The sequence below is a fragment of the Pseudomonas sp. HMSC067G02 genome, from assembly GCF_001813485.1.
In the GTDB taxonomy this organism is placed as follows: Bacteria; Pseudomonadota; Gammaproteobacteria; order Pseudomonadales; family Pseudomonadaceae; genus Pseudomonas; species Pseudomonas aeruginosa.
The window spans coordinates 109,038-129,973 of the sequence record NZ_KV812717.1 but is presented as its reverse complement, the minus strand read 5'-3'; the positions used below and the strand labels follow the sequence as shown (position 1 = coordinate 129,973).

The 20,936-nt window shown below is 64.5% G+C and carries 18 protein-coding genes; 6 read left to right on the top strand and 12 right to left on the bottom strand.

The genetic code is table 11. From position 1 onward, the window contains the following. On the bottom strand, positions 1 to 1,141 hold a 1,141-nt coding region (locus HMPREF2914_RS25080), incomplete at its 3' end, for an amino acid permease (protein ID WP_049233481.1). 101 nt (positions 1,142 to 1,242) lie between these two features. Then, positions 1,243 to 2,709, bottom strand: coding sequence for a glyceraldehyde-3-phosphate dehydrogenase (locus HMPREF2914_RS25075; protein WP_009313820.1), 1,467 nt, complete (start codon positions 2,707 to 2,709; stop codon positions 1,243 to 1,245). Positions 2,710 to 2,848: 139 nt separating this feature from the next. Here HMPREF2914_RS25075 and mfd point away from each other — a divergent pair, with 139 nt between their 5' ends. Further along, the gene (gene mfd, locus HMPREF2914_RS25070; protein ID WP_031691860.1) at positions 2,849 to 6,295 is read left to right on the top strand and encodes a transcription-repair coupling factor; all 3,447 of its coding nucleotides are present in this window, start codon (positions 2,849 to 2,851) and stop codon (positions 6,293 to 6,295) included. A gap of 10 nt (positions 6,296 to 6,305) precedes the next feature. After that, positions 6,306 to 6,935 carry a CsiV family protein gene (locus HMPREF2914_RS25065; RefSeq protein ID WP_003091190.1) on the top strand — a complete coding sequence of 210 codons (630 nt, stop codon included), beginning with the start codon at positions 6,306 to 6,308 and terminating at the stop codon, positions 6,933 to 6,935. Between the two features lie 45 nt (positions 6,936 to 6,980). Here the strand turns inward: HMPREF2914_RS25065 and HMPREF2914_RS25060 are convergent, their stop codons facing one another. The 3 genes from HMPREF2914_RS25060 to psrA all read right to left on the bottom strand — a co-directional run bounded on the left by HMPREF2914_RS25060 (position 6,981) and on the right by psrA (position 9,631). Further along, positions 6,981 to 7,718, bottom strand: coding sequence for an S-methyl-5'-thioinosine phosphorylase (locus HMPREF2914_RS25060; RefSeq protein WP_023091588.1), 738 nt, complete (start codon positions 7,716 to 7,718; stop codon positions 6,981 to 6,983). Positions 7,719 to 7,729: 11 nt separating this feature from the next. After that, positions 7,730 to 8,728, bottom strand: a complete 999-nt coding sequence (nagZ, locus tag HMPREF2914_RS25055; protein ID WP_003118092.1) for a beta-N-acetylhexosaminidase — start codon at positions 8,726 to 8,728, stop codon at positions 7,730 to 7,732. Between the two features lie 201 nt (positions 8,729 to 8,929). After that, on the bottom strand, positions 8,930 to 9,631 hold the full coding sequence (gene psrA, locus HMPREF2914_RS25050) for a transcriptional regulator PsrA (RefSeq protein ID WP_003091195.1): 702 nt from the start codon (positions 9,629 to 9,631) through the stop codon (positions 8,930 to 8,932). Between the two features lie 231 nt (positions 9,632 to 9,862). On the opposite strand from psrA, the gene lexA reads away from it, so the two are divergent. Continuing rightward, positions 9,863 to 10,477 (top strand): transcriptional repressor LexA, encoded by a 615-nt coding sequence (gene lexA, locus HMPREF2914_RS25045; RefSeq protein ID WP_023091587.1) that lies wholly within the window; start codon positions 9,863 to 9,865, stop codon positions 10,475 to 10,477. 11 nt (positions 10,478 to 10,488) lie between these two features. After that, the gene (gene sulA, locus HMPREF2914_RS25040) at positions 10,489 to 10,974 is read left to right on the top strand and encodes an SOS-induced cell division inhibitor SulA (protein WP_003091197.1); all 486 of its coding nucleotides are present in this window, start codon (positions 10,489 to 10,491) and stop codon (positions 10,972 to 10,974) included. Positions 10,975 to 10,995: 21 nt separating this feature from the next. On the opposite strand, the gene HMPREF2914_RS25035 is transcribed toward sulA, so the two are convergent. The 6 genes from HMPREF2914_RS25035 to fadB form a co-directional block, all read right to left on the bottom strand. Then, positions 10,996 to 11,229, bottom strand: coding sequence for a hypothetical protein (locus HMPREF2914_RS25035; protein WP_003109483.1), 234 nt, complete (start codon positions 11,227 to 11,229; stop codon positions 10,996 to 10,998). A 206-nt stretch (positions 11,230 to 11,435) separates the two neighbouring features. Continuing rightward, positions 11,436 to 11,954 (bottom strand): DUF6586 family protein, encoded by a 519-nt coding sequence (locus HMPREF2914_RS25030; protein WP_003091199.1) that lies wholly within the window; start codon positions 11,952 to 11,954, stop codon positions 11,436 to 11,438. A 106-nt stretch (positions 11,955 to 12,060) separates the two neighbouring features. Continuing rightward, positions 12,061 to 14,667 carry a type I DNA topoisomerase gene (topA, locus tag HMPREF2914_RS25025; protein WP_003091201.1) on the bottom strand — a complete coding sequence of 869 codons (2,607 nt, stop codon included), beginning with the start codon at positions 14,665 to 14,667 and terminating at the stop codon, positions 12,061 to 12,063. A gap of 90 nt (positions 14,668 to 14,757) precedes the next feature. Continuing rightward, positions 14,758 to 15,021: a DUF1653 domain-containing protein gene (locus tag HMPREF2914_RS25020; RefSeq protein WP_003109484.1), complete on the bottom strand. Its 264-nt coding sequence runs from the start codon at positions 15,019 to 15,021 to the stop codon at positions 14,758 to 14,760. 193 nt (positions 15,022 to 15,214) lie between these two features. After that, the gene (fadA, locus tag HMPREF2914_RS25015) at positions 15,215 to 16,390 is read right to left on the bottom strand and encodes an acetyl-CoA C-acyltransferase FadA (protein WP_003091203.1); all 1,176 of its coding nucleotides are present in this window, start codon (positions 16,388 to 16,390) and stop codon (positions 15,215 to 15,217) included. Positions 16,391 to 16,420: 30 nt separating this feature from the next. Beyond that, positions 16,421 to 18,568, bottom strand: a complete 2,148-nt coding sequence (gene fadB / locus HMPREF2914_RS25010; RefSeq protein ID WP_003091204.1) for a fatty acid oxidation complex subunit alpha FadB — start codon at positions 18,566 to 18,568, stop codon at positions 16,421 to 16,423. Positions 18,569 to 18,995: 427 nt separating this feature from the next. Between fadB and HMPREF2914_RS25005 the strand changes: the two genes are divergently transcribed. After that, the gene (locus HMPREF2914_RS25005; protein WP_023981118.1) at positions 18,996 to 19,814 is read left to right on the top strand and encodes a hypothetical protein; all 819 of its coding nucleotides are present in this window, start codon (positions 18,996 to 18,998) and stop codon (positions 19,812 to 19,814) included. Between the two features lie 16 nt (positions 19,815 to 19,830). On the opposite strand, the gene HMPREF2914_RS25000 is transcribed toward HMPREF2914_RS25005, so the two are convergent. Beyond that, positions 19,831 to 20,265, bottom strand: a complete 435-nt coding sequence (locus HMPREF2914_RS25000; protein ID WP_003109487.1) for a hypothetical protein — start codon at positions 20,263 to 20,265, stop codon at positions 19,831 to 19,833. A 207-nt stretch (positions 20,266 to 20,472) separates the two neighbouring features. Here HMPREF2914_RS25000 and HMPREF2914_RS24995 point away from each other — a divergent pair, with 207 nt between their 5' ends. After that, positions 20,473 to 20,910 (top strand): universal stress protein, encoded by a 438-nt coding sequence (locus tag HMPREF2914_RS24995; protein ID WP_003091210.1) that lies wholly within the window; start codon positions 20,473 to 20,475, stop codon positions 20,908 to 20,910. Positions 20,911 to 20,936: the final 26 nt, after the last annotated feature.

Sequence of the window (20,936 nt, the reverse complement as noted above, 5' to 3'; positions counted from 1 at the left end):
TCACCAGCGCCGCCACCACCAGCGACATCAGCAGTTCCAGCGCCTTGTGCGGCAATACGTAGTTGACGATCACGCAGAGGAAGGTGATCAGCGCCGAGACCAGGATCGACAGCACCGGCACGCCCCGGCGGTCCACCGACATCAGCACCTTCGGCGCGTCGCCCTGGGCGGCCAGGCCGTAGAGCATCCGGCTGTTGCAGTAGACGCCGCTGTTGTAGACCGACAATGCCGCGGTGAGGACTACGAAGTTGAGGATGTTGGCCGCGGTGCCGCTGCCGATCAACGAGAAGATCTGCACGAACGGGCTGCCACTGTAGTCGTCGCCGGAAGCGTTGATGGTCTCCACCAACTGGTCCCATGGATACAGCGAGAGCAGCACCGCCAGGGCGCCGATATAGAAGATCAGGATCCGGTAGATCACCTGGTTGATCGCCTTGGGAATCACCTTCCTCGGCTCGGACGCCTCGGCGGCGGTGATGCCCACCAGCTCCAGGCCACCGAAGGAGAACATGATGATCGCCAGGGTCATCACCAGGCCGCTGAGGCCGTTGGGGAAGAAGCCGCCGCGGTCCCACAGGTTGCTCACCGAGGCTTGCGGCCCGCCACCGCCGCCGACCAGCAGGTAGATACCGAGCAGGATCATGCCGATGATCGCCGCTACCTTGATGATCGCGAACCAGAACTCGGTCTCGCCGAAGGCTTTCACGTTGGCCAGGTTGATCGCGTTGATCAGCACGAAAAACGCCGCCGCCGTGGCCCAGGTCGGCACGTCAGGCCACCAGTACTGGATGTACTTGCCCACCGCGGTCAGCTCCGACATGCCCACCAGGATGTACAGCACCCAGTAGTTCCAGCCGGAGAGGAAACCGGCGAAGCCGCCCCAGTACTTGTGTGCGAAGTGGCTGAAGGAGCCGGCCACCGGCTCCTCGACGATCATCTCGCCGAGCTGGCGCATGATCAGGAAGGCGATGAAGCCGCCAATGGCGTAACCGAGGATCATCGACGGGCCGGCCGTCTTGATGACGCCCGCCGAGCCGAGGAACAGCCCGGTGCCGATCGCCCCGCCCAGCGCGATCAACTGGATGTGGCGATTCTTCAGGCCACGCTTCAGCTCGCCCTGGTGCAGATGTTGACCATCCATTGAAAAACCCTAAATCGAAGTGAGTAGTTTCTTGTTCTGGTTATCCACAGAAATGAAAAACGGGAGCCCGAGAGCTCCCGTTTTCCTCTACGCCTTGCGCATCAACGCGGGAAGGCCGGCGGGTTGACCCCAGCCATGTCTTCCATCACGCGCACTACCTGGCAGCTGTAGCCGAACTCGTTGTCGTACCACACGTACAGGACGACACGGTTGTCGTTGCAGATGGTCGCCTCGGCGTCCACCACGCCGGCATGGCGCGAACCGACGAAGTCGGTGGAAACCACTTCCTGGGAGCTGACGAAGTCGATCTGCTTCTGCAGGTCCGAGTGCATGGCCATCTGGCGCAGGTACTCGTTGATCTCTTCGCGGGTGGTGGCCTTTTCCAGGTTCAGGTTGAGGATCGCCATGGACACGTTCGGCGTCGGCACGCGGATCGCATTGCCGGTCAGCTTGCCTTTCAGCACCGGCAGGGCCTTGGCCGCGGCGGTGGCGGCACCGGTCTCGGTGATCACCATGTTCAGCGGCGCGCTGCGGCCACGACGACTGCCCTTGTGGAAGTTGTCGATCAGGTTCTGGTCGTTGGTGTACGAGTGGACGGTCTCGACGTGACCGTTGACGATGCCGTACTGGTCGTTGACGGCCTTCAGCACCGGCACGATGGCGTTGGTGGTGCAGGAGGCGGCCGAGATGATCTTGTCGTCGGCGCCGATGTCGGTGTGGTTGATACCGTGCACGATGTTCTTCAGCGCACCCTTGCCCGGCGCGGTAAGGACCACGCGATCGATCCCCGGGCACTTCAGGTGCTGGCCGAGGCCTTCGGCGTCGCGCCACTTGCCGGTGTTGTCGACCAGCAGGGCGTTCTTGATGCCGTACTGGGTGTAGTCGATCGACGCCGGGTCGTTGGAGTAGATCACCTGGATCAGGTTGCCGTTGGCGGTCAGCGTGTTGTTTTCTTCGTCGATGGTGATGGTGCCGTCGAACGGACCGTGCACCGAGTCCCGACGCAGCAGGCTGGCCCGCTTGACCAGGTCGTTCTCGGCGCCCTTGCGCACGACGATCGCGCGCAGGCGCAGGCCGTCGCCGCCGCCGGTCTTCTCGATCAGGATACGCGCCAGCAGGCGACCGATGCGGCCGAAGCCGTAGAGCACGACGTCGGTGCCTTCGCGGGCATCGCCGTTCTGCTTGCCGGCCACTTCGGCCAGCTCGGCCTTGACGAAGTCCTCGATGCTGCGGCCGTTACCTTCTGCCTTGAACTTGGCGACCATCTTGCCCAGATCGACGGAAGCGGCGCCCAGCTTGAGCTCGCTCATCGCCTTGAGGATCGGGAACGTCTCGTGAACCGACAGCTCGGCGTCATCAGCCATGCGATGACGGGCGAAACGATGCGCCTTCATGATCGCGATCACCGAGCGGTTGATCAGACCACGGCCATGGATCGAGGTCACCACATTGTTATTGCGGTAGAGCTGGCCAATCAGCGGGATCATGGCTTCCGCGATGGCTTCACGATCGATCCATTCACCGAGACACTGGTCGGGCTTCTGAGTCACGGGCAATACCTTCCACATGTAGGGGATGAAAAAAGGGGCTACATTATGACCGCGCCGGCCAGGCTCGGCAATCTGCAGCAGTTGGAAGACTGACATCCAGCAGTCGGGAAAGTTACAATCCGGCGGGTCAAATTCCCGACCGGAGCCCAGCTTGCCCGTGTCCGTACTGCGTCTTCCCAGCCTGCCGGCCAGCGCCGGCAAGCAACACTGGGGCAACCTCCCCGGTGCCGCGCTGAGCCTGGCTGTCGCCGAGGCCGCCAGTTCCGCCAAGCGCTTCACCCTGCTGCTGACCGCCGACAGCCAGAATGCCGAACGCCTGGAACAGGAACTGCGGTTCTTCGCCCCCGACCTGCCGGTATTGCATTTCCCCGATTGGGAAACCCTGCCCTACGACGTCTTTTCGCCGCATCAGGACATCATTTCCCAGCGCATCGCCGCCCTCTACCAGTTGCCGCAGCTCAAGCACGGCGTGCTGGTGGTGCCGATCTCCACCGCCTTGCACCGCCTGGCGCCGACCCGCTTCCTGCTCGGCAGCAGCCTGGTCCTCGACGTCGGCCAGAAACTCGACGTCGAGCGGATGCGCCTGCGCCTGGAAGGCGCCGGCTACCGCTGCGTCGACACGGTCTACGAGCACGGCGAGTTCGCCGTCCGCGGCGCGCTGATCGACCTGTTCCCGATGGGCAGCGAGTTGCCCTTCCGTATCGACCTGTTCGACGACGAGATCGAGACCCTGCGCACCTTCGACCCGGAGACCCAGCGCTCCATCGACAAGGTCGAGTCGATCCGCCTGCTGCCGGCACGCGAATTCCCCCTGAACAAGGAAGCGGTCACCGGTTTCCGCGGCCGCTTCCGCGAGCGCTTCGACGTCGACTACCGGCGCTGCCCGATCTACCAGGACCTCGCCAGCGGTTTGACACCCTCGGGAATCGAGTACTACCTGCCGCTGTTCTTCGAGGAAACCGCGACCCTCTTCGACTACCTGCCGCAAGACACCCAGGTGTTCTCCCTGCCCGGCATCGAACAGGCCGCCGAGCAGTTCTGGAATGACGTACGCAGCCGCTACGAGGACCGCCGGGTCGATCCGGAACGGCCATTGCTGCCGCCGGCGGAAGTGTTCCTTCCGGTGGAAGACTGCTTCGCCCGGCTGAAGAACTGGCCACGGGTGGTCGCCAGCCAGGAGGACGTCGAGCCGGGCGTCGGGCGCGAGCGCTTCCCGGCCCTGCCGCTGCCGAACCTGGCGATCGAAGCCAAGGCCGCCGAGCCGCTGGCCGCGCTGCGCCGGTTCATCGAGGAGTTCCCCGGCCGCGTACTGTTCTGCGCCGAATCGCCCGGACGCCGGGAAGTCCTGCTGGAGCTGCTGGCCCGACTGAAGCTGCGCCCCGAGGAAGTCGACGGCTGGCCGGCCTTCCTCGCCAGCCAGGCACGCCTGGCGATCAGCATCGCGCCGCTGGACGAGGGCCTGCTGCTGGACCAACCGGCACTCGCCCTGGTCGCCGAAAGCCCGCTGTTCGGCCAGCGCGTCATGCAACGCCGGCGCCGGGAAAAGACCCGCGACGGCGGCGACGCGGTGATCAAGAACCTCACCGAGCTGCGCGAAGGCGCGCCGGTGGTGCACATCGACCATGGCGTCGGCCGCTACCTGGGCCTGATCACCCTCGAGGTGGACAACCAGCAGGCGGAATTCCTCATGCTGCAATACGCCGAGGACGCCAAGCTCTACGTGCCGGTCGCCAACCTGCACCTGATCGCCCGCTACACCGGCGCCGACGACGCCCTGGCGCCGCTGCACCGGCTCGGCTCGGAAACCTGGCAGAAGGCCAAGCGCAAGGCCGCCGAACAAGTTCGCGACGTCGCCGCCGAACTGCTCGACATCTACGCCCGCCGCGCCGCCCGCGAAGGCTTCGCGTTCAAGGATCCGCAGGCCGACTACGCGACCTTCTCGGCCGGCTTCCCGTTCGAGGAGACGCCGGACCAGCAAAGCGCCATCGAGGCGGTGGTCGCCGACATGCTCGCGCCCAGGCCCATGGACCGCCTGGTCTGCGGCGACGTCGGCTTCGGCAAGACCGAAGTGGCGATGCGCGCGGCGTTCGTCGCCGTGCATAGCGGCAAGCAGGTGGCGGTGCTGGTGCCCACCACCCTGCTCGCCCAGCAGCACTACAACAGCTTCCGCGACCGCTTCGCCGACTGGCCGGTGAGCGTCGAGGTGATGAGCCGCTTCAAGAGCGCCAAGGAAGTCGAGAACGCCGCGCGGCTACTGGCCGAAGGCAAGATCGACATCCTCATCGGGACCCATAAGCTGCTCCAGGAAGACGTGAAGTTCGCCAACCTGGGGTTGGTCGTGATCGACGAGGAACACCGCTTCGGGGTGCGCCAGAAGGAGCAGCTCAAGGCCCTGCGCAGCGAAGTGGATATCCTCACCCTCACCGCCACGCCGATCCCGCGGACCCTGAACATGGCCGTCTCCGGCATGCGCGACCTGTCCATCATCGCCACGCCGCCGGCGCGCCGCCTGTCGGTGCGCACCTTCGTCATGGAGCAGCAGAACGCGGTGATCAAGGAAGCGCTGCTCCGCGAACTGCTGCGCGGCGGCCAGGTGTACTACCTGCACAACGAAGTGAAGACCATCGAGAAGTGCGCCCGCGACCTCGCCGAACTGGTCCCGGAGGCGCGCATCGGCATCGGCCACGGACAGATGCACGAGCGCGAGCTGGAACAGGTGATGAGCGACTTCTACCACAAGCGCTTCAACGTGCTGGCGGCCTCGACCATCATCGAGACCGGCATCGACGTGCCCAGCGCCAACACCATCCTCATCGAGCGCGCCGACAAGTTCGGCCTGGCCCAGTTGCACCAGTTGCGCGGCCGCGTCGGTCGCAGCCACCACCAGGCCTACGCCTACCTGCTGACACCGCCGCGCCGACAGATGACCCCGGACGCCGAGAAACGCCTGGAAGCCATCGCCAACGCCCAGGACCTGGGCGCCGGCTTCGTCCTCGCCACCCACGACCTGGAGATCCGCGGAGCCGGCGAGTTGCTCGGCGACGGCCAGAGCGGGCAGATCCAGGCGGTCGGCTTCACCCTCTACATGGAAATGCTCGAACGGGCGGTGAAGGCCATCCGCAAGGGCGAGCAACCGAACCTCGAGCAGCCGCTGGGCGGCGGGCCGGAGGTCAACCTGCGGGTGCCTGCGCTGATCCCCGAGGATTACCTGCCCGACGTGCATGCCCGGCTGATCCTCTACAAGCGCATCGCCAACGCCCCTGACGAGGAAGGTTTGCGCGAGTTGCAGGTGGAGATGATCGACCGCTTCGGGCTCCTGCCCGATCCGGCGAAGAACCTGATGCGCCTGACCCTTCTGAAGCTGCAGGCGGAAAAACTTGGAATCCTCAAGGTCGATGCCGGACCGCAGGGCGGTCGTATAGAATTCGCCGCCGATACCCAGGTCGACCCGCTGGTACTGATCAAGCTGATCCAGGGCCAGCCGAACCGCTACAAGTTCGAAGGCGCAACCCTGTTCCGCTTCCAGGTGCCCATGGAACGACCGGAAGAACGCTTCAATACCCTGGAGGCGCTGTTCGAGCGCCTGACACCGCAAACCACCTAAGGATTAGCCTATGCGCTTGTTCCGTTGCCTTGCCCTGCTGCTCTCACTGGCCGCCCCCGCGGCATTCGCCGGCGGTCCCTACCAGGTGGAACTGGTGGTGTTCCGCCAGGCCGGCGATGCCGTGCCGTCCAGCCAGCCGGCGCCGGACGACTGGGCCACCGGCGCACAGCCGCTGGCCAGCGACGCCCTGCGCGCCACCGCGCTCGACAACCAGCTCGCCAAGCTCAGCCAGGACAACGGCTACACCGTGCTGCTGCACAAGGCCTGGCGCCAGGACATCGGCGAGACCCCGGTGAAGATCGCCCTCAGCGAAGGCCAGGAACAGGATCATCATTTCCCGGTGGAAGGTACGCTGACCCTCAGCCAGGTGCGCTTCGTCGACATGGAGGCCGATTTCTGGGTCAATCGCTTCGGCGACGACGGTTTCCTCGCCGGCAGCCAGCACATCAGGCAGGGCACGCGGCTGAAGAATGGCGAACTGACCTATCTCGACCATCCGAGCCTGGGCATCCTGATCAAGGTGGTGCCGGTCGGCGCCCGTCCCGCTGCCCCCAATCCCATGGAAATGGAAGAACAGCAGGCACCGGCGGACGCGCCTCCCGTCGAAGGCGGTTTCGACGCCGCACCTCCTGCGCAATAGCGAAAAAGGCCGCAATAGCGGCCTTTTTTTCGTTGCGATGGCCGCCTAGCCGGCCAGGACCCGCGCCAACACCTCGCGCACCTTGCCGATGCCATCGTGCAACGCCTGTTCGATTTCGGCCATGGTGATGATCCCCGCCGACTTCCCCGCCGCGGGATTGACCACCAGCGCCAGGCAGGCGTAGGGCAGGTCCAGCTCGCGGGCCAGTGCTGCCTCGGGCATGCCGGTCATGCCGACGATATCGTTGCCGTCCCGCTCCAACCGGGCGATTTCCGCCACCGTTTCCAGGCGCGGCCCTTGGGTGCAGGCGTAGACCCCATGGCTGCTGTGCGCCAGCCCCAACGCACACAATGCCTCGATCAGGCGCTGGCGCAACGGCTCGTCATAGGGGTGGCTGAAGTCGATATGGGTGACATGCTCGATATCGCCGGCGAAATAGGTGTGCTCGCGTCCCGAGGTGTAGTCGATCAACTGGTGCGGCACGCACAGGTGCCCCGTTCCCATCGCCGCATGGATGCCACCCACCGCGTTCACCGCGATCACCGCCTCGGCACCCGCCTGCTTCAGCGCCCAGAGATTGGCGCGGTAGTTCACCTGGTGCGGCGGGAAGCGGTGCGGATGACCGTGACGCGCCAGGAACAGCACCTCGCGCCCGGCGTAGCGGCCACGCTGGAGCGGCGCGGACGGCGCGCCATACGGCGTTTCGATCGGCAGGGACTCGCTCAGCGTCAGCCCTTCCAGCTGGGTCAGGCCGGTTCCTCCGATAATCGCGTAGACACTCATCGACAGCTCCCTCAATCAATCAGTTGCGCGGCGCGCAACGCGGACAGTGCTTCCAGCCAGCGCGGCTGCTGGCGATAGTCGGTATTCGCGTAGCCCTTGCCGCGCATGCGTTGCAGACGCGACGGCGGGGTCACCTTCAGGCGTTGCAGGGCAGCCAGGGCCAGCTCGGCGGAAGCCCGGTCGTTGCACACCAGACCCATGTCGCAGCCCGCGGCCAGAGCGGCCTCGATGCGGCTGGCGGCGTCGCCGACCACATGGGCGCCGGCCATCGACAGGTCGTCGCTGAAGATCACCCCGTCGAACTTCAGCTCGCCGCGCAGGATCTCCTGCAACCAGCGCCGGGAAAAGCCGGCGGGCTGCGGGTCGACCTGCGGATAGATGACATGGGCCGGCATCAGCGCGTCGAGCTGTCCGGCCAGGCGGGCGAACGGAACCAGGTCGCTGCGCCGGATTTCCTCGAGGCTGCGCGCGTCTTCGGGAATCGCCACATGGGAGTCGGCCTCGGCCCAGCCGTGACCGGGAAAATGCTTGCCGGTGGCGGCCATCCCGGCGGCATGCATGCCGCGAATGAAAGCACCGGCAAGCAGCGCGGCACGCTCCGGGTCGCCCTCGAAGGCGCGGCTACCGACCACGGCGCTGCGCTGGTGATCGAGATCCAGCACCGGCGCGAAACTCAGGTCGAGGCCGACCGCCTGCACCTCGGTCGCCATCAGCCAGCCACAGTGCTCGGCCAGCTCTTCGGCATTGGGGTTGTCGGCGATCGCGCGCATCGCCGGCAGGCGCACGAAGCCCTGGCGCAGGCGCTGCACGCGCCCTCCTTCCTGGTCGACGGCCAGCAACAGGTCGGGACGGATGGCGCGAATGGCCGCACACAGTTCGCGAACCTGGGCAGGATGCTCGATGTTGCGAGCGAAGATGATCAGCCCGCCCACCTCGGGGTGGCGCAGGATTTGGCGGTCCTCGGCGGTCAGCCAGGTGCCGCCGATGTCGAGCATCAGAGAGCCTTGCATGAAGAGTCCTATGGCCTGGAAATCAGCGAAGCCCGCCGTCACGGGCCTCAGACAGCGCACACTGTACTGCACCCGGCAGAAAGACTTAAGTCCCGGGGCGGTACCGCGCGCCTGCCAATGGAGCCGGCCCGGCGCATGGAGTTCCGCCCGGAGCACAGAGAAAGGAGAAAGGAAAACGGCGCCCTCGGGCGCCGTCTGCGATCAGGCCTTGGCGGGCGTCTTGTTCCGCGGGCGCAGTTGCGCCCCGGCCAGCAGCGGATCGTCGATGCCGCTCTCGGCGCGCATGCCGGCGGCGAAGAACGGCACCATCAGGTGCATCACCTGCTCGGTGGAAGTGTTCACGCCGAAATCGGTTTCCGCCATCGCCCGCAGGGCCTTGATCCCCGACATGCTGAAGGCGGCCGCGCCGAGCATGAAGTGCACGCGCCAGAACAGCTCGATGGGCGGCAGCTTCGGCGCCGCCTCGTTGACCAGCAGCATGTAGCGCCGGAAGACCTTGCCGTAGACCTCCTCCAGGTACTTGCGCAGGTGCCCCTGGCTCTGGCTGAAGGCCAGGCCGAGCAAGCGCATGAAGATCGACAGGTCGTTGCCGCTGCGCGGCTTCACCGCCATCGCCTGGGACACCAGCAGGTGCAGGAGGTCCTCCAGGGTGGCGTGCTGGGCCTCGGGCTTGGCCTGGCGACGATCCAGCTCCTTTTCCAGGCTGGCGCAGAATGGCCCGAGGAAGCGCGAGAACACCGCCTGGATCAGCGCCTTCTTCGAACCGAAGTGATAATTCACCGCCGCCAGGTTGACCCCGGCCTTGCTGGTGATCAGACGCAACGAGGTTTCGGCGAAGCCTTTTTCCGCGAACAGCTGTTCCGCCGCATCGAGAATGCGTTCGACGGTTTCCGACTGGGCCATGGTTTCTCCGCCTGACAAACACTTGTTTGAAACATACGTTTCAGCCACATCCCTTGTCAAGCGGCAGATGACGCACCAGTCAGGAAAATTACAGAGAAGTCCCGAAAAACGGAAGCAAGACACTGGCCAACTTCATCGTGACGCAGGACGAAATGTCATGCGGAAAATCATTGCCACGCCTCGCTCACTGTATATAATCCCAGTCACTGGATAAAAACACAGAGCGACGACATGCAGAAGCTGACGCCCCGCCAAGCCGAGATCCTCTCCTTCATCAAGCGCTGCCTGGAAGACCACGGCTTTCCGCCGACCCGGGCGGAAATCGCCCAGGAACTCGGCTTCAAGTCGCCGAACGCCGCCGAGGAGCACCTCAAGGCGCTGGCACGCAAGGGCGCCATCGAAATGACTCCGGGCGCCTCTCGCGGCATCCGCATTCCCGGCTTCGAACCGCATGCCGCCAACGACGATGAGGGCCTGCCGGTGATCGGACGGGTCGCCGCCGGCGCACCGATCCTCGCCGAACAGAACATCGAGGAATCCTGCCGGATCAATCCCACCTTCTTCAATCCTCGCGCCGACTACCTGTTGCGCGTGCGCGGCATGAGCATGAAGGACATCGGCATCCTCGACGGCGACCTCCTGGCCGTCCACGTCACCCGCGAAGCGCGCAACGGCCAGGTGGTGGTCGCGCGGATCGGCGAGGAGGTCACGGTGAAACGCTTCAAGCGCGAAGGCAGCAAGGTCTGGCTGCTGGCGGAAAACCCTGAGTTCGCTCCGATCGAAGTCGATCTGAAGGAGCAGGAACTGATCATCGAAGGCTTGAGCGTCGGCGTGATCCGACGCTGACAGGAGATACCATGCAGACCTCCCACTCGCTGCCCAGCGCCCAGTTGCCACTGTTCCAGGAAGCGTTCTGGGCCAGCAACGGCGCTCCCTTGCTCGACGATGTCATCGACAGCCCTTCCAGCGCCTCCATCGAGGAACCCGCTGCCTTTAGCGAACTTTCGCTCAGCGGCCTGCCGGGGCACTGTCTGACCCTGCTCGCACCGATTCTCCGCGAGCTCAGCGAGGAACAGGATGCTCGCTGGCTGACCCTGATCGCTCCGCCGGCGAGCCTGACCCATGAATGGCTGCGCCGCGCCGGCCTGAACCGCGAGCGCATCCTGCTACTGCAGGCGAAGGACAACGCCGCTGCCCTGGCGCTCAGTTGCGAGGCCTTGCGCCTGGGCCGCAGCCACACCGTGGTCAGTTGGCTGGAACCGCTGAGCCGGGCGGCGCGCAAGCAACTGTCCCGCGCCGCCCAACTGGGCCAAGCACAGAGCCTGAATATTCGTCTGGGTTGAAAAAACGGCGGGGGACAGCGTTCAGTGCAGGACGCGGGGGCCTTCGTCGTGTTCCATCTCGCCCTCGGCAAGACGACCGGCCATTTGCACGCCGACATTGAACATGGCCTTGGCCACTTCGACATGCTGGCCTTGCAGGAAATTCTTCGCGTCCCCGGAGAACTCCAGGGTCACCAACGCCTCCTCGTCATCGGCGCGACGCAGCACGATGCGCCCGTCGGGCATTTCTACGATTTCAAGGAAGGATGTTGGCATGACAGACGCTCTCTACGAAGACGCGACATTGTAACAGCCCATCCAGTGCATCCCTAGCCCGCATCCGCCTTCCGGTTCCGCTCTCGCGCCTGTAACGGCGGTTCCAGAGCGCCCGGACGGCATCCGCTAAATTTTTTTTGCTGGCAAATCAACCGAGTGGAACGGTAGGAAAATTTCCTACCGCTGATCGGCGAATGACGACGGCGTTACAGCTCCGTCAGGCTCTCGCGAAAACGCAGGACCAGTTGCTTCAGCGACTGCCGCCATTCCTCGAGGGTCTCGCGAGAAAGCAAGGGGGCGTCTTCGTCGATACTCACGGCAACGATCAACGGTGTGCTGGGGTCGATCTTCGCTGCCTTGGTCGGTCGCGGCGGCAGGAACAGCTCGGAGTAGGCGCCCAGCAACTGGCCCAGCCAGGTTTCCGGCTGCGACGCCAACTCCACCAGCTCAGCCAGCTCGGGGCTGGGCGCGGCCGCCAGCACTTCGGCATTCAGCAATGCATCCACGCGAGGAGCGGCAGCCTGCGGCAGACGGTAGTAACCGGCGATCTCATGGCATACACCGAGCACTGCGCCATAAAGGTGGAACAGCGCCGATTCGCGCTCCCCCTGGATGATCGCCTGGGCATTCATCGCCCGCTCGGCATCGGCTCGCTTCCAGGCCTCCAGAGCCAACCCGGCGAAATACAGCTTCTGGTTGGTGCGGGTATAAAGCTCTTGGGCCATGCCGGTACTCCCGGTTAAAACTGGAAGGAATGCGGAGCGCAGGCCAGGTCAGCGCCCGGCCTTCGCGCAGTATAAGCGTGCCCCATGCAAGCGGGCGCGCCATCCATCAGCGCTTGTCTTCGACCTTCCACTTGCCGCCATCGTAGAAGGCGCGCCAGCCGGTGGGCTTGCCATCGACCTCGGACTGCACGTATTGCTCCTTGGTCTTGCGGCTGAAACGGATCACCGCGGGACGGCCGTCTGGGTCTTTCTGCGGGGCGTCGCAGAGGTAATGGTACTTGGGATCCAGCTCGGCCTTGTGCGGGATGATCTCGCTCACCAACGGCGCGCGGGTCTCGCGGTTCTTCGGGAACTGGCTGGCGGCCAGGAACATGCCCGAAGCGCCGTCGCGCAGCACGTAGATATCGTCCACCTTCTCGCACTTCAATTCAGGCATGCGGATGGCGTCCATCTTCGGCGGCGCCGCCTCGCCATTCTTCAGCAGCTTGCGGGTGTTCTTGCAGGTCGGATTGGTGCAACCGAAGAACTTGCCGAAACGGCCGGTCTTCAACTGCATCTCGCTGCCACACTTGTCGCATTCCAGGCTCGGCCCTTCGTAGCCCTTGATCCGGTACTGGCCTTCCTCGATCTCGTAGCCCGGACAGTCGGGGTTGTTGCCGCAGATATGCAGCTTGTGTTTCTCGTCCAGCAGGTAGGCGTCCATCGCGGTACTGCAGATCGGGCAGCGATGCTTGCCACGCAACACCCGCGACTCGGACTCGCCCTCGTCGTCCGCGGCGATCTCGTCGCCGGGAATCAGGTTGACGGTCGCCTTGCAACGTTCCTTCGGCGGCAGGCTGTAGCCCGAGCAGCCGAGGAACACGCCGGTGGAGGCGGTACGAATCATCATCGGCCGGCCGCACTCGCGGCAGGGAATGTTGGTCAGGGTCGGCTGGTTGGCGCGCATCCCCTTCTCGCTGACTTCGGCCACCTCGAGCTTCTTCTTGAAATCGCCGTAGAACTCGTCGAGCAGGTGCTTCCAGTCGCGCTCGCCCTGGGCCACGTCGTCGAGATGCTCCTCCATCCCGGCGGTGAAACCGTAGTCCATCAGGTTGGCGAAGCTCTCGTTGAGCCGATCGGTGACGATGTCGCCCATCTTCTCCGCATAGAAGCGGCGGTTGTGGGTGGTTACGTAGCCGCGCTCCTGGATGGTGGAGATGATCGCCGCGTAGGTCGAGGGGCGGCCGATACCGCGCTTCTCCAGTTCCTTGACCAGGCTCGCTTCGGAGTAGCGCGCCGGCGGCTTGGTGAAGTGCTGGCTCGGATCGAGCTTGATCAGCTTGAGGTTCTCGCCTTCCTTCATTTCCGGCAGGACGTCGTCCTCGCCCGGCTTGCTCTGCTGCGGCAGTACCCGGGTATAACCGTCGAACTTGAGGATGCGGCCCTTGGCGCGCAGTTCGAAATCGCCGGCGGTGACGCTCACGCTGGTCGAGAGGTATTCGGCCGGGGTCATCTGGCACGCCACGAATTGGCGCCAGATCAGGTCGTACAGGCGCTCGGCGTCGCGCTCCATGCCGGACAGCTGGGTCGGCTTGAGGTTGACGTCGGAAGGACGGATCGCCTCGTGCGCTTCCTGGGCGCCCTCCTTGCTCGAGTAGACGTTGGCCTTGCCCGGCAGGTACTTCTGGCCGAACTCGTCTTCGATGAAACCGCGGACCATGCCAATGGCATCGGCCGACAGGTTGGTCGAGTCGGTACGCATGTAGGTGATGTAGCCGGCCTCGTAGAGACGCTGGGCCATCATCATGGTCTTCTTCACCCCGAAGCCCAGGCGGTTGCTCGCCGCCTGCTGCAGGGTGGAAGTGATGAACGGCGCCGAGGGTCGGCTGGAGGTCGGCCGGTCCTCGCGCTTGGCGACGCTATAGGCCGACGCCTTGAGCTTTTCCAGGGCCGCCATGGCCTGGGCTTCGTTGAGCGGCTTGAAGGCCTCGCCCTTCTCGCGGGTAACCTCGAAGCGCACGTTGGCGCCCTTGGCGGTACCGAGGTCGGCATGCACTTCCCAGTACTCTTCCGGGACGAAGGCGCGGATCTCGCGTTCGCGCTCCACCACCAGCTTCACCGCTACCGACTGCACGCGACCGGCGGACAACCCGCGGGCAATCTTCTGCCAGAGCAGCGGCGAGACCATGTAGCCGACCACGCGGTCGAGGAAACGCCGCGCCTGCTGGGCGTTCACCCGGTTGATATCGAGCTCGCCGGGCTGGGAGAAGGCCTCCTGAATGGCCTTCTTGGTGATTTCGTTGAATACCACGCGCTTGTAGCGGCTTTCGTCACCGCCGATGGCTTCCCGCAGGTGCCAGGCGATGGCCTCCCCTTCGCGGTCCAAGTCGGTCGCGAGATAGACGGTGTCGGCGTCCTTGGCCAGGCGGCGCAGCTCGTCGATGACCTTTTCCTTGCCGGGCAGGATCTCGTACTTGGCCTTCCAGCCATGCTCGGGGTCGACCCCCATGCGCGAGACCAGTTGGCGCCTGGCCTTCTCCTTCGGTGACAGCGCCGGCGCCTCGGAGGCGCTCTTGCGGCCCTTGGCCGCCGGCTCCTTGGAACTCGACGAACCACTGGTGGGCAGGTCACGGATGTGGCCGATGCTCGACTTCACCACGTACTGGCTACCCAGGTACTTGTTGATGGTCTTGGCCTTGGCCGGGGATTCCACGATGACCAGCGATTTACCCATGGATCGGAAGGTTCCTGCGTCGAAAAGATGAATATAAAGAAGGGAGCGACTAGCGCGGCACCGCTATATATAGTGGCGAACGAGCCAAGGTCAAGCGCGGTCTTCCCCGCCGGGAGCTTTCTGCAAGCCCAGGGGATCGGCCTCGGGACTCACCAGGACGAAGCGCGGCACCCACTCGCCATCGACCTCCACGGCCTCGGTGAACATCTCCAGCGGACGCACCCAGAGACCGAATTCGCCGTACAGCGCCTGGTAGATCACCAGCGCCTCTTCCGTCTCCGAATGCCGCGCGACACCCAGGACCCGGTAGTTCTGTCCCTTGTAATGACGATAGAGCCCAGCCTGCAGGTCCATGTTCCTTACCTTGTCTCGAAAATCGGAAAACAACGGCACAATGCCGACATACAACAGCCCGGTATAGGCACGGATCGCACAATAGGCAAACCCGCGCTCCCGGGGCGTCATTCGCTCGATGCAGCCGGAAACGACTGGCACTGAAAAACGAAAGCCGGGGCACGAGGCCCCGGCTTTCCCCTTCTACGAACGCTTAGACGCGCTCGAAGACGGTGGTGATACCCTGTCCCAGGCCCACGCACATGGTGGACACGCCAAGGGTACCGCCGTTCTGCTTCATCACGTTCAACAGGGTGCCGGAAATGCGCGCACCGGAGCAACCGAACGGGTGACCCAGGGCGATGGCGCCGCCGTGGAGGTTGACCTTCTCGTCCATCTTGTCGAGCAGTTTGAGGTCCTTCAGCACAGGCAGGGCCTGGGCGGCGAAGGCTTCGTTGAGTTCGACGAAATCGATGTCGGCGATGGTCAGGCCGGCACGCTTGAGCGCCTTGTTGGTCGACGGCACCGGGCCGTAGCCCATGATCGCCGGGTCGACACCCGCCACGGCCATGGAGCGGATCACCGCCATCGGCTGGATGCCCAGGTCCTGGGCGCGCTGGGCCGACATCACGATCATGCAGGAGGCACCGTCGGTGATCTGCGAGGAGGTCCCCGCGGTCACGGTGCCGCCTTTCGGATTGAACGCCGGCTTCAACTCGGCCAGGGTCTCGACGGTGGTTTCCGGACGAATGGTCTCGTCGAAGTCGAAGACTTTCAGGAAACCATTCTCGTCATACCCTTCCATCGGGATGATCTCGTCCTTGAACTTACCTTCCTGGGTGGCCTTCCAGGCCAGTTGGTGCGAACGCGCGCCGAACTTGTCCTGCGCCTCACGGCTGATACCGTGCATCTTGCCGAGCATTTCCGCGGTCAGGCCCATCATGCCCGAGGCCTTGGCCGCGTACAGGGACAGGTGCGGGTTCGGGTCGACGCCATGCATCATGCCGACGTGGCCCATGTGCTCCACGCCGCCGATGACGAATACATCGCCATTGCCGGTCTGGATCGCCTGGGCGGCGGTGTGCAGCGCGCTCATCGACGAACCGCACAGGCGGCTGACGGTCTGCGCGGCGCTGGTGTGCGGGATCTGGGTCATCAGCGACGCCATGCGCGCGATGTTCCAGCCCTGTTCCAGGGTCTGGTTGACGCAGCCCCAGATCACGTCTTCCACTTCGGCCGGGTCGACCTTCGGGTTGCGCTCCAGCAGCTTGCTGATCAGGTGCGCCGACATGGTCTCGGCGCGGGTGTTGCGGTGCATGCCACCCTTGGAACGACCCATCGGGGTGCGGCCGAAGTCGACAATGACGACGTCTCTCGGATTCAGGCTCATAAATTCACTCTCGCTCTAGTCGTTCCGCGATTAACCGAAGAATTTCTGACCGTTCTTGGCCATTTCACGCAGCTTCGCGGTCGGGTGGTACAGCGCGCCCAGCTCGGCGTACTTGTCGGCCAGGGCCACGAACTCGGCGACACCGATCGAATCGATGTAGCGCAGAGCACCACCACGGAAGGGCGGGAAGCCGATGCCGTAGATCAGGCCCATATCGGCCTCGGCAGCGGTCTCGACGATGCCGTCTTCCAGGCAACGCACGGTTTCCAGGCACAGCGGGATCATCATGAAGTTGACGATGTCCTCGTCGGTCACTTCGCGCTGCTCGACCACGATCGGCTTGAGCACTTCGTAGGCCTGCGGATCGGTGACCTTCTTCGGCTTGCCGCGCTTGTCGGTCTCGTAGGCGTAGAAGCCCTTGCCGTTCTTCTGGCCCAGGCGGTTGGCCTCGTACATCACGTCGACGGCGGTCTTGCCCTCGACCGCCATGCGGTCCGGGAAGCCCTCGGCCATGACGTCGCGGCCATGGTGGCCGGTGTCGATGCCGACCACGTCGGACAGGTAGGCCGGGCCCATGGGCCAGCCGAACTTCTCCATCACCTTGTCGATGCGCACGAAGTCGACGCCGAAGCTCAGCAGCTTGGCGAAGCCGCCGAAGTACGGGAACAGCACGCGGTTGACCAGGAAGCCGGGGCAATCGTTGACCACGATCGGGCTCTTGCCCATCTTCTTGGCGTAGGCGACGGTGGTGGCGATGGCGGTTTCACCGGTCTTCTCGCCACGGATCACTTCCACCAGCGGCATCATGTGCACCGGGTTGAAGAAATGCATGCCGCAGAAGTTTTCCGGACGCTTCAGCGCCTGGGCCAGCAGGCTGATGGAGATGGTCGAGGTGTTGGAGGCGATGATCGCGTCTTCCTTCACCGCGCCTTCCACTTCGGCGAGCACGGCTTGCTTGACCTTGGGGTTCTCGACGACGGCTTCGACGACGATGTCGACGTTGCCGAAGTCGCCATAGGACATGGTCGGACGGATGCCATTGAGCGCCTCGGCCATCTTCGCCGGGGTCAGGCGACCCTTCTCGACGCGCTTGCCGAGCAGCTTGGCGGCCTCGTTCAGGCCCATCTGGATACCCTCTTCGCGGATATCCTTCATCAGGATCGGGGTGCCCTTGAGCGCCGACTGATAGGCGATGCCGCCGCCCATGATGCCGGCGCCGAGCACGGCGGCCAGTTTCACGTCCTTGGCGACTTCGTCGTATTTCTTGGCTTTCTTCTTCAGTTCCTGGTCATTCAGGAACAGGCCGATCAGGCTCTGCGCGACCGAGGTCTTGGCCAGCTTGACGAAGCCGGCGGCTTCGACTTCCAGCGCCTTGTCGCGGCCGAAGTTGGCGGCCTTCTGGATGCTCTTGATGGCTTCCACCGGCGCCGGGTAGTTCGGACCGGCCTGGCCGGCGACGAAGCCCTTGGCGGTTTCGAAGGCCATCATCTGCTCGATTGCATTCAGCTTCAGCTTTTCCAGCTTCGGCTGGCGCCGTGCCTTGTGGTCCAGCTCGCCGGCGACGGCGCGTTTGGCCAGGTCGAGGGCAGCGGCCTGCAGTTGCTCGGGAGCGACCACGGCGTCGACGGCGCCGACCTTCAGGGCGTCCTCGGCCTTGTTTTCCTTGCCCGAGGCGATCCACTCGACGGCGTTATCGCAGCCGATCAGGCGCGGCAGGCGGACGGTGCCGCCGAAGCCCGGGTAGATGCCCAGCTTGACTTCCGGCAGGCCGACCTTGGCGGTCGCGCTCATCACGCGGAAGTCCGCGGCCAGGCACATCTCCAGGCCGCCGCCGAGGGCGATGCCGTTGATCGCGGCAACGGTGGGTACGTCCAGGTCTTCGAAGTCGCTGAAGATCTTGTTGGCTTCGAGGTTGCCCGCCATCAGTTCCTCGTCGGGCAGCTGGAAGTTGTCAACGAACTCGGTGATGTCGGCACCAACGATGAACACGTCCTTGCCGCTGGTCACGATCACGCCCTTGACCGATGCATCGGCCTTGATCGCATCGACTGCCGCACGCAACTCACTGAGGGTGAGACGGTTGAACTTGTTGACGGACTCGCCCTTGAGATCGAAATTCAACTCGACGATGCCGCCCTCAAGAGGCTTAACCGTGATGGCTTTACCTTGGTAAATCATCAACTGATCTCCACGCTATTATGGAAGCTTGAACTTACACATCGGACACCGTGTCGGGACCCTTTCGGCAACCGCCGAGCATAGTCCCAAACCCTTCGGCACACCCGCCGACGCGATAACCGGGTCTCTATTGTCGAGGCCTGCGCGAGGCAAACGCTCGATTCATACGCCCGTTTGACTTGGGTGCGCACACATTCCGGCAAAAGCCGGGAATTGTCAATCAGCCATCCGGAAAACACCTGCCCTCCTCCAGGCCCTCTGCGCAGGGCCATTCAGCCAGCCTCTGTCGGACCATTCAGATGTTCGATGATCGGCGCCGTGGGCGCTTGTCCCGGTGCGGAAAGGCAGGCTAGAGTCGCCGCAGATCGCCATGCATGATCGGCCACGGGCCGTTACAAAAGAACAACAAGAAGGCCTCCAGGGCCACATGGAGATGGAACCCATGACCTGCCGTCCGTTCACTCTTTGTCTGGCCCTGCTCGGCCTGCTGAACCTGCCCGTCTTCGCGGCAGGGACCGCCGATGACCTGCTCGCCCTGCACCAGATGCGGCTCGCCACGCAGAAATCCCTGAACGCCTTCTTCATGTACGTCGGCCAGGAAGGCGATCAACGCTACGCCAGCCTGATCGAAAGCTCGGCGCAGACGGCGCAAGCCCGCCTGCAGCGACTCGACGGCGTGAACGGCAGCGAATCCCGGCGCCTGCTGGGCCAGCTTCGCGAGCAATGGCGGGACTATGCGCAAGACCTCGACAAGCTGACCGGCGCGGTGCGCAACAAGGGCTACAGCGACCTGCAACCGGTCGCCGACCTGGCACGGCGCAACCAGCAACTGATGGACCTCGGCGGCCAGTTGTATCGCAGCCTGCAACGGGAAAACGCCGCCACGGTGCCGACGCTCACCGAGCAGAGCCGCGAACAGAGCCTGCTGATGCAGGACATTGCCCTGGACTATGCCTCGCGCAACGCGTCGGTGGGCGCCAGCTTCTTCGGCGGCGGCGAGGAGCGTCCACTGGACGACCTGGCCAGCCGCTTTTCGGTCAACCTGTTGAAGCTGCAGCAGGCGCCGCAGAACGACGAGGAGATCGCCAGGGCGCTGCGCAGCGTGGCGATCAAGTGGCACTACATCGAGAAGTCCCTGCGCAACTACAACCAGAACAGCGTGCCGTTCCTGGTCAACAAGAATGCAGACCGGATCATCGATGGCCTGGAGAAGGTCGCCGCGCTGTATGCCGCGCGCAACCAATGAACCTCGGCGCGCCGCCTCAGGCGCGCTGGCGGAGAAACTCGGCGATGCGCCCGAGGTCGGCGCTATCGCCGCGCTCGCCCCAATACAGGGCAAGGAACTGGGCGGTCGCCTCCACCTTGTAGACATCCCCGGGGAGGCTGCGCAGGGCGTCCAGCAACTCATCGTCCGCGCACGGCTCGCGCCACTGGTTCAGCCACTGGCCCGGGGTATTCTGCCAATAGCACCAGGCCTCCCGGCCGCGTCGGCGCGGGCAGTGGAACTGCGCGCAGGACGTCGGCGGAGCGCTCTCGAGCCAATGCGGCCAATCCTGGCGCGCGAGCTGCATGGCCAGGCCGAGACGGCGCGCCTCGAGGCGCAGGGCCATCTTGCCGCGCTGCCTGTTGGACGGCATCAGCCAGGCCAGGGGACTGAGCATGACAGCCAGCAGCAGAATCACCAGCCAAGTGGTCATAAGGAACGGACACTCGAAAAACGGTTAAGGCATTTGCCTCGATCCGCGCGCGCAGGCAGGATCGGTCGCAGTCGCCAAGGGAGGCGCAGTTTACAGGCGAATGCGACCACGGCGGAGCAGCTTTTTGCCCAGCGCAACGGAACAGGTTCCACGCGCGGCGCGAAAGTCCATAATGAAAACACTATCCCCTTCTGGGAGGAGACGTTCATGCCCTATCAACACATTCTGGTCGCCGTCGACCTGACCGACGAATGCGACCCGGTGATGAAGCGTGCGGCGGCCCTGGCCACCAGCAACCAGGCCCGGCTCTCGGTGGTGCATGTGGTCGAGCCCATGGCCATGGCCTTCGGTGGGGACGTGCCGATGGACCTGTCGATGTTGCAGCAGCAGCAGTTCGACCAGGCCCGTGAACGCCTGGATGCCTTCGCCGTACGCTATCCGGACCTCGGCAGCGAGCAGCGCCACCTGGTCTACGGGCAACCGCGCCAGGAAATCCACCGCCTCGCCGCGGAACAGGCCTGCGACCTGATCGTGGTCGGCAGCCACGGTCGCCACGGCCTGGCGCTGCTGCTCGGTTCCACTGCCAACGACGTGCTGCACGGCGCGCCCTGCGACGTGCTCGCGGTGCACCTGAAGAAAGCCTGATCTCTCCCCGCTCGGCCGGGGCCTGC

Excerpts from the sequence above, each read along its gene's own strand:
- fadA (WP_003091203.1), bottom strand. The coding sequence starts at position 16,390 with ATGAGCCTGAATCCGAGAGACGTCGTCATTGTCGACTTCGGCCGCACC.
- topA (WP_003091201.1), bottom strand. The coding sequence starts at position 14,667 with ATGGGTAAATCGCTGGTCATCGTGGAATCCCCGGCCAAGGCCAAGACC.
- HMPREF2914_RS25065 (WP_003091190.1), top strand. The coding sequence starts at position 6,306 with ATGCGCTTGTTCCGTTGCCTTGCCCTGCTGCTCTCACTGGCCGCCCCC.
- nagZ (WP_003118092.1), bottom strand. The coding sequence starts at position 8,728 with ATGCAAGGCTCTCTGATGCTCGACATCGGCGGCACCTGGCTGACCGCC.
- HMPREF2914_RS25075 (WP_009313820.1), bottom strand. The coding sequence starts at position 2,709 with ATGTGGAAGGTATTGCCCGTGACTCAGAAGCCCGACCAGTGTCTCGGT.
- psrA (WP_003091195.1), bottom strand. The coding sequence starts at position 9,631 with ATGGCCCAGTCGGAAACCGTCGAACGCATTCTCGATGCGGCGGAACAG.
- HMPREF2914_RS24995 (WP_003091210.1), top strand. The coding sequence starts at position 20,473 with ATGCCCTATCAACACATTCTGGTCGCCGTCGACCTGACCGACGAATGC.
- HMPREF2914_RS25060 (WP_023091588.1), bottom strand. The coding sequence starts at position 7,718 with ATGAGTGTCTACGCGATTATCGGAGGAACCGGCCTGACCCAGCTGGAA.
- sulA (WP_003091197.1), top strand. The coding sequence starts at position 10,489 with ATGCAGACCTCCCACTCGCTGCCCAGCGCCCAGTTGCCACTGTTCCAG.
- fadB (WP_003091204.1), bottom strand. The coding sequence starts at position 18,568 with ATGATTTACCAAGGTAAAGCCATCACGGTTAAGCCTCTTGAGGGCGGC.
- HMPREF2914_RS25035 (WP_003109483.1), bottom strand. The coding sequence starts at position 11,229 with ATGCCAACATCCTTCCTTGAAATCGTAGAAATGCCCGACGGGCGCATC.
- HMPREF2914_RS25000 (WP_003109487.1), bottom strand. The coding sequence starts at position 20,265 with ATGACCACTTGGCTGGTGATTCTGCTGCTGGCTGTCATGCTCAGTCCC.
- HMPREF2914_RS25020 (WP_003109484.1), bottom strand. The coding sequence starts at position 15,021 with ATGGACCTGCAGGCTGGGCTCTATCGTCATTACAAGGGACAGAACTAC.
- HMPREF2914_RS25030 (WP_003091199.1), bottom strand. The coding sequence starts at position 11,954 with ATGGCCCAAGAGCTTTATACCCGCACCAACCAGAAGCTGTATTTCGCC.
- HMPREF2914_RS25005 (WP_023981118.1), top strand. The coding sequence starts at position 18,996 with ATGGAGATGGAACCCATGACCTGCCGTCCGTTCACTCTTTGTCTGGCC.
- lexA (WP_023091587.1), top strand. The coding sequence starts at position 9,863 with ATGCAGAAGCTGACGCCCCGCCAAGCCGAGATCCTCTCCTTCATCAAG.